Below are 15,498 nucleotides of genomic sequence, written 5' to 3' on the forward strand. Positions count from 1 at the left end.
AAAATATTCTATTTAACATGAGCAAAAAGAAAACTGCATTATCACCCGGAAATCTCTTTGAGTTTCTTGAACGCCTTTTCCAGAGTGTTGAATTTTTCCTGAAAGTCTTTTAATTTTTCTTCTTCCTTCTGAATAATTTCCGAAGCGGCTTTGGCACAGAAATCACGATTGGCAAGTTTTCTGGAACTCTGCTCCAAATCTTTGGACACTTTTGCCAATTCCTTTTCTAACCTGGCTTTCTCCCCGGTGATATCCACAACACCGGCCAGAGGAACGAAAATTCTCGTGGCACCGATAACACCGGTTGCCACGCCTTTGGGTTCAACCAGGTTTACTTCGACGGTCAGTGATTCAAGATTGGCCAGATTTAAAACGTAACCTTTTTCGGTCTCAATTATTTTTTTTGTTTGCTCATCCGCAGCGGAGATTAAAACCTTTAATTTATTCGAAGGCGGAATCCTCATTTCACCGCGTATGTTTCGTATAGAGGTAATAATGTCCATTATCATTTCCATCTCTTTTTCAGCCGCTTTGTCTTCCCATTCCGCGTTGACAACAGGGAATTTACTGACCATAATGGAACTTTCTTCGCTTCCGTTCAGTGCCTGCCAAAGCTCTTCTGTGACAAAAGGCATAAAGGGATGTAAGAGTTGCAGCATTGTCTTAAATACTTCATTTAAAGTTTGCTGGGTTGCTTGCCTTTGTTCCGGACTTGCCTTACCATAAAACACAGGCTTGCTTAATTCCAGATACCAGTCGCAGAATTCATGCCATATGAAGTGGTAAATAGCTGCGGAGGCATCGTTGAAATGATATTCATCCAGACTGCGGGTGACTCCTTCAATGGCTTCATTCAGCTTTGTTTTGATCCACTTATCGGGCAATGAACCAGAAGCATTCACCGGCGCTGATTCATCGAAATCCGCCAGATTAGTGAGCGTAAGCTTGGACGCATTCCAGATTTTATTGACAAAAAATTTGTAGCCCTCTATGCGTTCCGGAGAGAGGCGCACGTCGCGTCCCTGCGCGGTGTAGGCGGCCAGTGTGAAACGAAACGCGTCTGTACCGTATTGATCGATCATCAAAAGCGGATCAATACTGTTGCCTTTTGACTTACTCATTTTCTCCCCTTTTTCATCGCGCACCAAAGCATGCAGGTAAACATCTTTAAAGGGAACGTCTTTCATCACATAAAGACCCATCATCATCATGCGGGCCACCCAGAAGAAAAGAATATCAAAACCGGTAATTAAAAGTGATGTGGGATAGAATGTTTTAAGAGCTTCGGTTCTATCGGGCCAACCTAAAGTGGAAAAAGGCCAGAGCGCGGAACTAAACCAGGTATCCAGAACATCTTCATCCTGTTTCAGAGACACACCACCGCAATCAGGACACGCCTTAGGATCTACCATAGCGACAATAATTTTGCCGCAGTCATCGCAATACCAGACTGGAATGCGATGCCCCCACCACAATTGCCGGGATATACACCAGTCGCGAATATTGTTCATCCAATCATAATAAGTAGCTTCCCATGTCTTGGGTATAATTCTTGTTTTCTCCTTCACTACAGCCGCAATGGCCTGCTTGGCCAGAGGCTTGATTTTGACAAACCACTGTTTGGATACCATCGGTTCTATATCTGTTTTGCAGCGATAACACTGACCGACATTGTGTGCGTAAGCTTCGGTACCGACCAGATAACCACCCTTCTCCAGATCGGCCAAAACGTTCTTACGCGCCTCATAGCGATCCTGTCCTTTGTATTTGCCGCCGTATTCATTGATGATGCCGTGACCATCCATTACGGAGATTATATCCAACTGATGACGCTGGGCCATGGCAAAGTCGTTGGGATCGGAACCCGGTGTAATCTTAACAGCTCCTGAGCCGAAATCCATCGTCACATAGTCATCGGCAATGACAGGTATTTTTTTGTTCATCAATGGCAAAATCACAAATTTACCGACTATATCTCTGTAGCGAAAATCCAGGGGATTGACGGCCACTGCGGTATCACCCAGCATCGTTTCCGGTCTGGTCGTGGCCACGACAATATCTCCACTACCATCGGCAAAGGGATAACGTATATTCCAGAGAAAGCTTGCGTCCTGTTTAAATTCGACTTCCAGATCCGAAATGGCGGTGTGACAACGGGGACACCAATTGACAATGTAGTCACCCTGATAAATCATGTCCTCATTATAGAGCCGGACAAATACTTCTCTCACAGCTTTAGACAGGCCATCGTCCATAGTGAATCGCTCTCTCTGCCAGTCGCAGGAACAGCCCAGACGTTTCAGCTGATTAATAATCACGCCGCCGTATTTTTCTTTCCATTCCCAAACACGGGCTATGAATTTTTCGCGCCCCAGGTCATGGCGCGATAATCCTTCTTTATCCAATTGCTGTTCAACCACATTCTGCGTGGCAATGCCCGCATGATCCATGCCCGGCATCCAGAGGGTGTTATAGCCCTGCATTCTTTTGAAGCGGATAATAATATCCTGCAGCGTATTATTTAAAGCATGCCCCATATGCAGCATTCCGGTCACATTGGGAGGCGGGATAACGATAGAAAAAGCTGGTGCTTTACTTGCATCCTGAGCGTGAAAATAATTATTTTTTAACCAGTAATCGTATAATCTTTTTTCGGCATCAGTCGGTTCAAAAGCCTTACTTAACTCTTTTATTGCCATTTAATATTTTCTCTCCTTCAATCTAACAATCACGGACTTACCGCTCTTCGCTTCTATATTATCTCATCTTGCTTCGCAAGTGGAAGAATTCAACTAGCCAATTCCGCTTCGTTTCGCTTTCGGAATTGGAGTTTCATCAGTTCGCCCAATTAATTTCAGCGCGCTTTGTTTCTAAACCTTGGGTCTCATTACCACAGGTATTATCCCACGTCGCTTCGCTCCTGGGATAGTTCGTCCAACAAGTTTCTGTACGCTTCGCTTCAAAAACTTGGGACTCACTAAAAAAGGGCTTTGCGCCCTGTTATAATTAACGTTTATATTTCAAATACTTAATTAATTAAGTGTCATCTTTTCCTTAAGCTTTCTAATTATCAAAAGTGCTTCCACTCCTGATAATGGTTTTAGGGGAGCAAATTCACCGGTTTTTACATTCTTTGCTTCCATAATCTCCCGTGAAGTCACAGATATGATGGCATTGAAATAAGGCATATCCGCAGGAACGTCTGGAAACAGCGATTTCGAACTAACGTACCTGGCGGCCAAATCTTTCTCGCCTGTCAGTTTCATTAATATGTCTTCCAGCATAATGGCGAATTCACCACGGGAAAGGACTTCATTAGGATTGAAATTACTTTTCGGATCATTCTCCAGACCACGCACTCCGGTTTCCAGAACTCCTTCAATATCTTTTTTAAAAGGATGATTGGTTATATCATTTGCCAGTACTTTAACAGGTGCAGGTGCAAGCACTTCTGCAAAAACCTTTCTCACTTCTTTTAAAGTAGTGTCCGCTACTTTATCGGTGTCTTTTACAGCCTCTTTTGATGGCGTTTCCGTTACTTTAACTTCCGGTTTTTTGAAAAGCTCTTTTATTTTTAATTCTTCCATAAATAAAGCTGCCGTGTCCGCTCTGGTAATTCGTTCCACAAGAGCTATTCTTTTCCCAGCTTCTGTCGCGGGTCGGGCTGACTGAATTTTTTGCAGAAATTTTAATTGCGCATCGGCATCAGCCACATGATCGGTTTTTAATTGCACAACCTTACTAAACATTTCAACCGCTAGATTAAATTGCAATTCTTCTTTATAAGCCAAACCCATAAAATAATAAGCAGGTGTGTGTTTGGAATCGATCATAACGGCTTCATCAAATTGACTCTTCGCCGATTCCAGCCATTTTTGTTCTGATTTATTAGAGGTATAATAGCGAATTCTGGCTACATTGACAAAAAGCTTTTCATCATCGGTCTTGGCATTTTTTAAACCCAGCGTAAGGTTTTCCGCTGCAGTGTCAAATTTACCCGTAAAAATATTAACCAAAGCCAGACCGGTATAAGCCTTTGAATAATTTTTATTGAGTTCAATCGCCATACTGAATTCCCGTTGGGCATCCGGATATTTTTCTAAATCAAGCAGTTTCAGCCCTGTAAAAGTATGATGTCCGGGTGTATCCAGTTGGCTTACCGCAATTCTCGCCTTTGGTCCGCAAGAAATGAGAGATAATACTGCGGTACAAATAATAAATGGAAAAATTAATGTTCTGATTCTTTCAAGTTTCATGATAATTATTTCTTCCCAAAACCTTCGGATATCATTATCTTTAGAACCAATTTAAGTCAAGCAATATTGCATGTTTTTAGTTTTTTTGAAGTGCTCCAATAATAAACATTTATTTAACAATCGCTACATCTATTGTCTGTTGGTCTGTTTTTTTACAATTAGCTTCATATACAAATAGCTATCAGAAATTTTTTAGTTTATTTTTAAACCTTACGTACACCCTACCAAATTTCTTTGCCATTGATAAGTTGCTTGCCAGCCTTTAGTATATTTAAAACTATCATGAACTAAATCATTTATGGCAATAGACATAAATGATGCAAATGTCCTTTTCGGGACTATCATACTATATTCATAACCGGTGTGAATTGTATCTAATAATTTCCCATCAAATTCGTATTTTGTCTTAAGTAACTGTTGCAATTGGTCAATATCACTTTTGCTATGTGCTCTGATCATTAATTCATCTTTATTGCATGGTTCCTTGTGCACGATGCTGTAGTAACCTGTTTTTAGATAGACCAACATTTTCTCGTCCTCCTCTCGTTATATTTAAAACTTGCCCGGTCATACGATAATAGTTCGTGACAAGACTTCTATATGTTTTAATATACAGGCTTAATGTTTGAAAGTTTGTTCTTTTTAAGCCAGTTATAAAGATTCGGCTGCGTTGTCTTATACTTCTTCGCGATATAGATTTGCGTAGACCCATTTTTAAGCAATGAAATGATTTCTTCCCTGTAAACATCGAGTTTTGACTTTCCCGAACCTCTGGGTCTTCCTAATAGCTTTCCGTTTGCCTTCGCCGCTTTTAAAGCTTCTATTGTTCGTTTGCTTATAAGATCTCTCTGAATTTCTGCTGCAATGCTAAAAATTTTTGATTGTATGCTGCCGTTTAGTTCCCAACCATTTTTGACATCATAAATTGCTATATTCTTTTCTTTGGCAACCGCAAGTATCTCCATCACCTCCAGCATCGACCTTCCTAATCTTGACAATTCCGGAACGATTAATTTATCACCACTACCAAGCTCATCAATAATGTTCTTGATTTGGCGCTTTCTCCAAGGTATTTTCCCGACAATTATTTCTTCAACAAAATTTATCTTCCCCATATCCCTATCGTTGGCAAATTTCAGAATATCAGATTTGCTCTTTTTTGTGTCCGGATCAGCAGTAGAGACCCTTAGATAAGCAAAAGTTTTATTCATTGTTTCTAGCTGAACTTTCTTGTTCATAATTTGCTCTCTTCCATTATTATAAATGTAAATATTGTTATTAATTATTATATTTATAAATATATGTCAATAGTTTTATTTATAATATATGATATTAATAAAACAGCTTTGTATTTATATTACTAATAAATACAATATTCGTAGGGATATAGAAAACAAAACTGACGGGATTATTGATTCTCTTGATAAGTTAATACTTGGAAGTAAGTAAAATTTGAGATTAAACCATTTTACTTTCCTTCAAGAAATTTCTCACATTTTTCCTGATTTCTTCGAATGAATTAGAATTATACCATTTGATTTCCTTGTCGGCGGCAAACCATGTCATTTGACGCCGGGCGTATTGCCAGGTATCACGTTTGATTAAATCTACGCAACGTTGCCAATCATACTTATTGTGCAGAAATCCGATGCTTTGCTTATAGCCCAGTGATTGCAGCGGTTTCATATTTTCCTTGTATCCCATAGCTAAAACTTTTTTAACTTCATCCAGCAGTCCATCGGCAACCATTTTATCCGTGCGTATTTCAATTCTCTGCTTTAATGCTTGACGATCAACTTGCAGACCGATTTTATAAGTCTTGAAAGGAGTATCGGAAAAGGAATGCTTTTTTTGTTTGACTGTAATTGATTCTCCGGTTTGTTCCAATACTTCCAGCGCCCGGATTACTCTTACCGAATCATTGGGATTAATTTGAGCGGCAGCGACAGCATCTCGTTGCAGCAATAAGTCATAAATATATTTTTTCCCCTGAGTGTCGCGCAGCTGGCGATAATGATTTCTGATATTTTCATCCACGTCCGGCGTATCAATAATTCCTTTGAGCAGCGCTCTGATGTAAAGCCCCGTCCCTCCCACAACAAAAACGAGTTTCCCCTTCCCTGCCAATTCAGGAATAATAGCTCGCGCTTGTTCGGCAAATAAAGCGGCGTTAAATTCTTCATCCGGATTAACAACGTCTATTAAGTGATGTTTGATTCCTTTTCTCTCATCCACTGTTGGTTTTGCCGTTCCGATATCCAGATAGCGGTAAACCTGCATTGAATCGGCGCTGATGATTTCGCCGCCGAACTCCAACGCCAGATTGACGGCCAATTCGGTTTTTCCTGTAGCGGTCGGCGAATTGATTATAACCAGCGGCAGCTTTTCCATCTTCGATCTTTACTTCCTTTTAAACATTCTTTCGATTTCGCTTAAGGAAAAGTTGATGGTGATGGGACGTCCGTGGGGACAGGTCAGATTAAAAGGCGTTGCTTCCAGTTCGCGGCACAAAGCGGCAACTTCTTCGCGGGAAAGAACCCGGTTGGCCTTGATCGCCGCCTTGCAGGCCAGCGATGCAAGAATCTTTTCTCTTCTTTCCTGCAAGGAAGGGGTCTGGTTCTGATCGTTCAATTGATCGGCAATATCGGAAATCATCTCACTGATTTTAACCTGCGACAAAGTCGCCGGAACCGCTTTCACCGCAATCGCGTCGCGGCCGAAGATTTCGATTTCCAGACCGATCTCCCGCAAAAAATCAACGTGATCGGAAAACAACGTAATCTGTCCCGGTGTCAGGTTGACGATTTCCGGCATCAGCAGCGACTGGCGGAAAACCTTTCCTCCTGATGATTTCTTTAATTTCTCCAGAATGATCCGTTCATGTGCCGCGTGCTGATCAAGCAGGACGAGACCTCCGTCACCGTCGAATATCAGGTAGGTGTCGGCATACTGGCCTACATATTTCATGCCGGTAAAAGATACCGTTTCATTTGCCGGAACATCATTTCCTGCAACAGCATCTATTGATTTTTGCACAACAGGACGTTTCAACAAATCTTCATTGATGGCCTGCTGTAAGTTCTGCCGCGAAAACTTACCGAAAGGCATGGCGGGAGATTTCTCCCGGATGGATAGCGTGGAAAAAGAAAAATCCTTCTTTTCTTTGGGAGCCAGTCGGTAAATGAAATTACCCTTTGATGTTTCGGCCTCAGCGAGATTTTGTGAGATCGTCCTGGATACCAGATCATAAACACTGCGCGCGTCCCTGAAGCGCACCTCCATCTTGGCGGGATGAACATTGACATCGACATCTTCGGGCGGCATATCCAGAAACAGCACAGCCGAAGGATAGCGCCGGGGCTCGATAATCTGCCTGTATGCCGCCAACACGGCGTGGGTCACGCTGTTGTCGCGGATAAACCGTTTGTTGACAAACAGGTAAATACTTTTGGAATTGGACTTCGTGTATTCCGGACGCGAGATAAATCCGGTCAGTCTCATGTTGTCTCTTTGCGCGTCCACCGGAAGACAGTGCGCCGAAAAATCATCGCCCATGACCATCGAAATCCGTTTGGAGACATCATGGACTTCCGGCGCGGAAAACATTTCTTTGCCGTTGATCAACACCTTAAAACGAACTTCCGGATGAGCCAGCGCCAGGCGGGTGATGACATCCAGACACGCACCCTGCTCCGTAGCCTCCGTTTTTAAAAATTTTCTGCGGGCGGGAACATTGGCGAATATTTTTGATATAGATATCTGCGTACCTTCAGGGCATCCCGCCGGCGCCACTTCCTTTATCGCGCCTGCTTCCAGCGTTACTTTGGTGCCGGATAAATCATTCCTGCGCCTCGTTAATAATTCCACTCTGGCCACGGAAGCGATGCTGGGCATTGCCTCGCCGCGGAAACCGAATGAAAGCACGGAGAAAATATCTTCAAAGTGATAAATCTTGCTGGTGGCGTGTCTTTCAAAAACCAGCGGAACATCCTCGTGCTCGATACCCGAACCGTTATCAATCACTCTGATGGACTGACAGCCGCCCTTTTCCAACTCCATCCTGATATCTGTGGCTCCGGCATCAATGGAGTTTTCCAGCAATTCCTTGACGATGGAAGCTGGGCGTTCCACGACTTCACCGGCGGCAATCTTATTGGCTATTTCTTCGGATAATACGACAATGCGCTTTGACAAACTTTTTTCCCCTAAGGTTGCAGTTCTCGTTACGGCCTGAACTATAAGGTTGTCGATCGTTTGTGTCAATGAAATATTGACTGTGAAATATTTGGTGTGTGCTATTGTATTTCACTTGAGTGTGAATTGCGTTTTTATTGGTAGAAATCTTGCTTTTTCGAGAAACTCTAATTGATTAGCTATTAATATATTTTTTTGATATACGTTCCCCAGACAAAATATCAATAAAAATATTTGAGTTGAAGGAAGGGAAAAACATGAAAAAAGAAGATTGCATACTCTTTAGTGGCGGAGCTCAGGGAGCGGAAGCGGAATTCGGCGCAACTGCGGAGAGCTTTGGAATTGAAGAAGTAAATTTTACATTTAACGGACATAGCATTATCCGCAAACGGGGATTGCGTGTCCTCAATCACGAAGAACTGAAAAATGGCGATGTGAGTCTGGAATATGTGTCAAAATTAATGAATCGCCGTTACACGGATAATGAGACTTTTCGAAAGATCCTTCAAAGTATCTGGTACCAGATTAACAACGGTCAGGAAACTTTTGTAATCGGCGAAATACTCGACGATAAAACTGTCAAAGGCGGCACCGGCTGGGGCGCTGAATTCAGCAAAATATGCAACAAGCCATTACATGTTTTTGACCAAAAGAAAAATAAATGGTTTGTTTGGAATAAATTGGAATGGGTGGAGAGCAAAAAAGCAGATGAGCCTGTTATCAGCCATGTTCATTTTACCGGAACAGGAACACGTTTCCTTGAAGAAAGCGGCAAAAAAGCGATCAAGGAATTATTCGAACGATCTTTTAAGAAATGACTTGTTGATAAACTCTGAAATTTAAGGTTGGATTGTCCGAGCTTCCCATCATATTTTGGTGGGAAGTTTTTTTATCGTGAAACACCAATAACAAAAATAACTAAGACACGGAGACAAAATAAATGAAACAAAGTCAAGGATCGCATCCATGAAACATTATCCAGAAAATAGATATTTTAAATCGCTGATAATTTATATTGTTTATTCTTATTGTTTTCTATAAAATTTATTGCAGTCGCTGATTAGAACTCCGGGGTGGTATTTATATTAGTGAGAACATGAAAAAATTATATGTGTTTGCATTACTGATATTGCCGGCGACACTGATTTTTACCGCCGCGCTTTTACGCCATGCCCACGGTCCCTATTGGCTGGGTTACAATTCCGACCCCGAATATCTTTATCTGATAAGTTCTCTTACCCTGGCAGAATCCAAACAAACAGGAAATCCCGGCCATCCTGGTACAACTCTTCAAATACTGGGAGCGGCCACGCTGAAAACTTCGCATGCTCTTGGCTTTTCTGAAAAAGACAGTCTGGAATTCGCAGTTGTCAAGAATCCTGAATTTTATTTAAATACCATAAATATAATTCTTGTAACTCTTAATACAATTCTGCTGTTCATTGTTGGTTTGACAGCGTTTATATTGACTAAAAATATCTGGTTTAGTCTGTTTCTACAATTTTCACCGTTTCTTTCTAATAATATAATACTTGACGGTTTGCCTCGAATTTCACCGGAGCCTCTTCTGTTTTTTACATGTTTGTTGTTTTTAGTGATCCTGATGAAAATGATTTTCAGCAAAAATTTATCTAAATCGGCTCACTGGTATATGATAGCTCTAGCGCTGGTCTCTGGTTTTGGAATGGCTACAAAGCTAACCTTTGTTCCGTTGCTGATTATTCCCCTTGTCGTTCTGCCCAAATTACGGAACAAGATCTGGTTTCTGTTTTTAACAGGGTTGAGTTTTGTTTTTTGGACATGGCCGGTTATTTCGCAGTATGAAACTTTATTTAACTGGTATTACAGTATCCTAACTCATACCGGCTTTTATGGAAATGGCAACCCTGGGATATTACGCCCTCCAATCTATTTCAATAACATTATAAGTCTATGTGTGTTGAATCCGTTGCTATTCCTTATCTGGTTTTTTTCTGCCGGCTTCATCCTTAGGTTCGGATTCTTTTCAGCAGGTGGCGATAAGGCAGCGAGAAAAGTTGTTTGGCAGGATTCTTCTTTTATAATTTTAGCCGCTGTGGCAGCCGCGCAAATGTTTGCGGTTCTGATAGTTGCCAAACATCCCGCCAGCTGGTATTTGGCGCCGGCTTTTAGTCTTTCAGGATTCATGTTATTTTTAATATTTGTGTATTTAAAGAGAATTGACTATTTTAATAATGTAAACTTTAAAAAAGTTCTTTTCTTTATAGGTATAATTTTCATTTTCAGCGGTGCATGGAGAATCGTTGAAATTAGAAATTTGTTTATGCAAAAATTACAAATAAAACAAGAATCATTAGCGGTTTATCAGAAAGTTGAAAGTAATTATAAAGATTATATTAAAATTTCCTGCCTTTTCCATCCCACTTACGGCGCTTCCTCTTCTCCGGCTAACGCGCTGGCACTTGGAGATTTTTTTGTAAATGAAGGCCGGTATTCAGAACACCTTCGAAATATTTATGGGAACTCTTATTTTTATAATGCGCTAGATAAAACATTTTATATTTGGGCGGAGGAGTTTTCGATTGAAAAGATTATTTTAAAGGGGGATGGCAACAGGATAGTTTTCCATCTTCCTTCTCTTCGTGAAGATGGCGACAAGATAACATGCAGAAGCGGTTTGATTTTGCATTTAAGAGATGTTTTAGGAGGACAATTTGAAACTATTTATGTTCTTAAAGGTGTTACACTAAATTGGGAAAAACAATTTATACCGCCCTCTGTGGTACCTTTTCCAATGAGAACGCCTCAAAAACGTTGCACTTAATGAGTTACTTTTCTAATCTCAAAAGCTCCGTTCTTGCGCAATAACAGTGATTGCGTAGTTCACTTATGACTCAAGATGAATTAATTTTATAATTTGCAGCTTCTCAGATAATCCTGCAGAGCGAGTTGCCACGGTTGCATTGCCTTTCCGGTTGTTTGAACAAATTTTTGCATATCCATGACACTATATGCCGGGCGTTTGGCCGGTCTTTGAAGCTGACTGGATTTAATAGGCTTCACTTCAATTTTATCAAAACCAGATTCTTTTAAAATCTTGACAGCGAACTGATACCAACTGCAGGCTCCCCTGTTGGTTATATGAAATATTCCCTGAGCGTTTTTTTCAATGAGCAGGGCTACCGCAGCCGCCAAATCTTTTGTATAAGTAGGCGACCCGATCTGATCATCAACTACCGATAGAGTTGATGGTTTATCTGCTTTTGCATTTGTTCTTGCCATAGTGTCATCTATAAAGCTTTTAGACTTTGCTTTTTCCAGAATAGTCTGAACAAAATTTTTACCCTTTACTCCGTATAACCAGGAAGTACGAATCAGCACATAATTTTCGGAAAGAGATTGCAGATATTTCTCTCCCGCTAATTTCGATTGTCCATAAACGTTAATCGGATTACATTTATCATCTTCTTTGTAAGGTTGTTTTGCTTTTCCGTTAAAAACATAATCGGTGCTGAAATGAATTACGCGGATATTTCTATCGCGGCAGTTCTCGGCAATATTCTTCACCGCTTCGGCATTGACGGCAAAGCATTCTTCTTTTGCCGTTTCACAGCCGTCAACATTGGTGAAAGCCGCGGCATTGATAACGATATCCGGCTTTGTTTCTTCTATAGCCTTTTTACATTCGCCTGCGGAAACAATATTAATTTCGTCCTTATCCATTCCAACAACTTCATGTTCCTTTGATAGTTTTGAAAGAAGATCGCTCCCCAGCATTCCTTTATGTCCCAGCAATAATATCTTCACCTTTAGTATTTGACCTCCTTTAAAAACAGACCGCAGGCCGGCGCTGTAACTCCGGCAATATTTCTGTCTTTAGATTCGATAATTGCCTTCATTTCTTCCGGTTCTCTTTTACCTCTGCCAACGTCAACAAGAGTTCCAACAATATTTCGTACCATGTATTTTAAAAAGCCGTGAGATACCACTTTAATCTCGATTATTCCTTCATCGTTCTTTTTTATGTCTATATCCAAAATCGTCCGCACATGATCTTTGACTTGAGTGTTTGTTGCGCAAAAGCAGGAAAAATCATGCGTCCCTATTAAGTATTGAGTCGCTTCCCTCATTAATTCCATATTGAGGGGATAACGAACATGCCAGAAATAGTTTCTTCCCAGCGCCGGACGTAAACGCTGATTGCATATTTTATAAACATATATTTTGCTCTTAACGTCATGCTGGGCATGAAATGTATCGGGAACCTCTTCCATTTCCTTAATCACAATGTCCTTAGGTAATACACTGTTCAATCCCCTATATATGTTATCTAAAGGCAAACTGCTGTTGCTCTTAAAATGGGCGACCTGATTTAAGGCATGCACTCCGGCATCCGTTCTGCCGGAACCGATAACGGAAACCTTTTCTCCGGTTATGAGTTGTATTGATTCTTCCAATACCTCCTGGATACTCAACCCGTTTTCCTGCCTTTGCCATCCACAATAAGCTGTGCCGTCATATTCCACAATCATTTTAAAGTTGCGCATAATTCTTCCTGAAGATATTTTCTTGTGAAGAATTTATTCTGTTTATTAAAAAAAATAAAGAAGAAGTTTTAAATTTTATTTTCCCCCAAAATAATTCCCTGATAATTTTAATCATTTTTCCTTGCCAGTTGTTCTCAAACGAGTTAGTATTACGCCAAATAAAAATAATTCTATTTAATTTTGAAGGCTTATTAATTATCGTTGTTAAATTCACATGATCCGATGAAAAAAGATTAAGGAGATGTAGAGAATTTATGAGTGACGATCTGCAAAAAGACACAACTCAAGGCAAAATCAAAGAGTTTGAGCAAAAAAGTCAATCCATAAAAATGATGGGCGGAGAAAAACAAATTAAGAAACAGCACGGCTTAAAGAAACTTACCGCCCGCGAACGGCTGGATTTGTTTTTTGATAAAGATACTTTTCAGGAAGTTCAACTTTTTGTCAAGCACCGCTCTACTCTCTTTGGTCTGGATAAAAAAGAAATTCCTTCTGACGGCGTTATTACCGGATTTGGTAAAGTTAACGGACGCACAGTTTTTACGGCTGCTCAGGATTTCACTAGTTCCGGCGGCAGTCTGGGTGAAATGCACGCAAAGAAAATATGGAAAATAATGGATATGGCTATTGCCGCCCAAAAACCATTTGTGGCTCTTAATGATTCCGGCGGCGCACGCATTCAGGAAGGTGTTCCCTCTCTGGAGGGTTATGGCGGAATTTTTTACCGCAACACGATAGGCTCAGGTTATATTCCGCAGATTACTGCCATTTTGGGGCCGACAGCCGGAGGTGCCGTTTATTCACCGGCTCTTGCCGACTGGGTTTTTATGGTTAAAGACAGCAGTTATATGTATATCACAGGGCCGGATGTCATAAAAGCCGCCATTGATGAAGAAGTAACCCATGATGAACTGGGCGGAGCTATAGCCCACGCTACAAAAAGCGGCGTTTGTCATTTTGTTACGGAAAACGATACTGAATGCATCGAGAAAATAAAAGCACTTCTTTCCTATCTGCCGGATAGTTGTCACGCTCCCCTTCCTCTGGTTGATTGCACAGACAGCGCTCAACGAATTTGCACGGAACTGGATACGATTATTCCCGATAAGACCAATCGCGTATACGATATGAAGAAAATTATCAAATCTGTCGCTGATAATAATGAAATGTTTGAACCGTTTGAACTCTGGGCGAAAAATATCATCATCGCTTTTATCCGTATTATGGGAAAGCCGGTTGGCGTCATTGCCAATAATCCCCGTTTTGCCGCCGGTGTCCTGGATATAAACGCGTCCGATAAAGCTTCCCGCTTTATCCGCTTCTGTGATGCTTTTAATATTCCGCTTTTGACTTTTACCGACGTTCCCGGATATATGCCGGGAACGATTCAGGAATGGGCAGGGATAATCCGCCACGGCGCCAAGCTTCTCCACGCTTATTCGGAGGCAACTGTGCCGAAAATAACCGTGATAACCCGCAAAGCATACGGCGGAGCATATATCGGCATGTGCAGCAAACAATTAGGCGCTGATTATGTCATGGCATGGCCAACAGCTGAAATTGCCGTTTTGGGCGGAGAAGGAGCCTGCAATATAATTTACCGCAGTGAAATTTCCGCCGCTGCTGATCCGGCAGCCAAAAAAGCTGAACTTGTCGCCGCCTATGAAGATCAATTCAGCAATCCTTATTTTGCTGCATCTCTGGGCATTATCGAAGAAATAATCGTTCCCCACGATACTCGCAAAAGAATTGTGGCGCTGCTGGATGCGCTGAAAGATAAAAAAGAACCACGTTTACCCAAGAAACATAATAACATTCCTCTTTAGTATTTTGGGGTGGATGTGTACAATTTATTTGCCGATGCGATTATTCTGGCTCATTTCTTATTTATCGCATTTGTTATGTGCGGTGGTTTACTGGTCATCCGCCAGCCGCGAATTGCTTTTGTACACCTTCCTGCGGCATTGTGGGGAGCAGCCGTAGAAATTTTTGGATGGATTTGTCCTTTAACACCTTTAGAAAATCATTTTCGTAATCTGGCGGGAAACTACCAATATAGCGGTGACTTTATTTTACGATATCTGGTTCCTGTAATCTATCCGGAAAATCTGACATCTACGATACAAACAGTTCTGGGTATTTCGGTCATCGTAATAAATGTTTTTGTCTACACCATTGCAATACGTAAACACAAAAATGCGGCTAGCCATTAAAAGATTCAACCTCTTTAAAGCGGTTGCCTGACCTAATATCTCAAACACTCTATCAATTTCTGGACCGTGTACTTTTCCTGTGATGGCGGCTCGAATTCGAGTTTGCTGTTGTCGGGACCGTTTTTACAACCCGAGAGGGTTAATAGATAGAAGCACAAAAACAAAAGCGAAAATGACGTGGCAGGCAGCCTTTTTTTTCATAGAAGCTCGAAGGTACACTAGCCTGCCTGCAGTTGACTTGGATGTTTCTTAAAGAAATCCACCCTTGGCTCAAGGAACTTGAGCTGGTGACAGGCCGGATTATCCATA

General features: G+C 41.3%; 12 protein-coding genes. 4 read left to right on the forward strand and 8 right to left on the reverse strand.

The genetic code is table 11. From position 1 onward, the window contains the following. Positions 1-41: 41 nt before the first annotated feature. The 6 genes from CVU62_05370 to CVU62_05395 all read right to left on the reverse strand — a co-directional run bounded on the left by CVU62_05370 (position 42) and on the right by CVU62_05395 (position 8,519). Entirely contained in the window at positions 42-2,699 is a 2,658-nt protein-coding gene (locus tag CVU62_05370) for a valine--tRNA ligase (GenBank protein ID PKN38290.1), read from the reverse strand. Positions 2,700-3,032: 333 nt separating this feature from the next. Continuing rightward, positions 3,033-4,256 carry a hypothetical protein gene (locus CVU62_05375; GenBank protein ID PKN38291.1) on the reverse strand — a complete coding sequence of 408 codons (1,224 nt, stop codon included), beginning with the start codon at positions 4,254-4,256 and terminating at the stop codon, positions 3,033-3,035. Positions 4,257-4,466: 210 nt separating this feature from the next. After that, positions 4,467-4,784, reverse strand: a complete 318-nt coding sequence (locus tag CVU62_05380) for a hypothetical protein (GenBank protein ID PKN38292.1) — start codon at positions 4,782-4,784, stop codon at positions 4,467-4,469. Positions 4,785-4,861: 77 nt separating this feature from the next. Then, positions 4,862-5,467 carry a resolvase gene (locus tag CVU62_05385; protein PKN38570.1) on the reverse strand — a complete coding sequence of 202 codons (606 nt, stop codon included), beginning with the start codon at positions 5,465-5,467 and terminating at the stop codon, positions 4,862-4,864. A 247-nt stretch (positions 5,468-5,714) separates the two neighbouring features. Continuing rightward, positions 5,715-6,647, reverse strand: a complete 933-nt coding sequence (locus CVU62_05390) for a tRNA (adenosine(37)-N6)-dimethylallyltransferase MiaA (protein ID PKN38293.1) — start codon at positions 6,645-6,647, stop codon at positions 5,715-5,717. Between the two features lie 9 nt (positions 6,648-6,656). Beyond that, a complete protein-coding gene (locus CVU62_05395) occupies positions 6,657-8,519 on the reverse strand; it encodes a hypothetical protein (protein ID PKN38294.1) in 1,863 nt (620 codons plus the stop codon). A 188-nt stretch (positions 8,520-8,707) separates the two neighbouring features. Between CVU62_05395 and CVU62_05400 the strand changes: the two genes are divergently transcribed. Beyond that, positions 8,708-9,268 (forward strand): hypothetical protein, encoded by a 561-nt coding sequence (locus CVU62_05400; protein ID PKN38295.1) that lies wholly within the window; start codon positions 8,708-8,710, stop codon positions 9,266-9,268. A 278-nt stretch (positions 9,269-9,546) separates the two neighbouring features. Next, positions 9,547-11,253, forward strand: coding sequence for a hypothetical protein (locus CVU62_05405; protein ID PKN38296.1), 1,707 nt, complete (start codon positions 9,547-9,549; stop codon positions 11,251-11,253). 86 nt (positions 11,254-11,339) lie between these two features. On the opposite strand, the gene CVU62_05410 is transcribed toward CVU62_05405, so the two are convergent. After that, positions 11,340-12,236 (reverse strand): dTDP-4-dehydrorhamnose reductase, encoded by an 897-nt coding sequence (locus CVU62_05410; GenBank protein PKN38297.1) that lies wholly within the window; start codon positions 12,234-12,236, stop codon positions 11,340-11,342. 2 nt (positions 12,237-12,238) lie between these two features. Next, on the reverse strand, positions 12,239-12,976 hold the full coding sequence (locus CVU62_05415) for a tRNA pseudouridine(38-40) synthase TruA (GenBank protein ID PKN38298.1): 738 nt from the start codon (positions 12,974-12,976) through the stop codon (positions 12,239-12,241). 254 nt (positions 12,977-13,230) lie between these two features. Here CVU62_05415 and CVU62_05420 point away from each other — a divergent pair, with 254 nt between their 5' ends. Next, positions 13,231-14,802: a methylmalonyl-CoA carboxyltransferase gene (locus tag CVU62_05420; GenBank protein PKN38299.1), complete on the forward strand. Its 1,572-nt coding sequence runs from the start codon at positions 13,231-13,233 to the stop codon at positions 14,800-14,802. A 9-nt stretch (positions 14,803-14,811) separates the two neighbouring features. Continuing rightward, a complete protein-coding gene (locus tag CVU62_05425) occupies positions 14,812-15,189 on the forward strand; it encodes a DUF2784 domain-containing protein (GenBank protein PKN38300.1) in 378 nt (125 codons plus the stop codon). Positions 15,190-15,498: the final 309 nt, after the last annotated feature.

Source organism: Deltaproteobacteria bacterium HGW-Deltaproteobacteria-2, from assembly GCA_002840505.1.
In the GTDB taxonomy this organism is placed as follows: Bacteria; Desulfobacterota; Syntrophia; order Syntrophales; family Smithellaceae; genus Smithella.

What these genes read in the sequence shown, in the direction of transcription:
- CVU62_05380 (PKN38292.1), bottom strand. Translation starts at nt 4,784, where the DNA reads ATGTTGGTCTATCTAAAAACAGGTTACTACAGCATCGTGCACAAGGAA.
- CVU62_05405 (PKN38296.1), top strand. Translation starts at nt 9,547, where the DNA reads ATGAAAAAATTATATGTGTTTGCATTACTGATATTGCCGGCGACACTG.
- CVU62_05400 (PKN38295.1), top strand. Translation starts at nt 8,708, where the DNA reads ATGAAAAAAGAAGATTGCATACTCTTTAGTGGCGGAGCTCAGGGAGCG.
- CVU62_05420 (PKN38299.1), top strand. Translation starts at nt 13,231, where the DNA reads ATGAGTGACGATCTGCAAAAAGACACAACTCAAGGCAAAATCAAAGAG.
- CVU62_05370 (PKN38290.1), bottom strand. Translation starts at nt 2,699, where the DNA reads ATGGCAATAAAAGAGTTAAGTAAGGCTTTTGAACCGACTGATGCCGAA.
- CVU62_05375 (PKN38291.1), bottom strand. Translation starts at nt 4,256, where the DNA reads ATGAAACTTGAAAGAATCAGAACATTAATTTTTCCATTTATTATTTGT.
- CVU62_05415 (PKN38298.1), bottom strand. Translation starts at nt 12,976, where the DNA reads ATGCGCAACTTTAAAATGATTGTGGAATATGACGGCACAGCTTATTGT.
- CVU62_05385 (PKN38570.1), bottom strand. Translation starts at nt 5,467, where the DNA reads ATGAATAAAACTTTTGCTTATCTAAGGGTCTCTACTGCTGATCCGGAC.
- CVU62_05390 (PKN38293.1), bottom strand. Translation starts at nt 6,647, where the DNA reads ATGGAAAAGCTGCCGCTGGTTATAATCAATTCGCCGACCGCTACAGGA.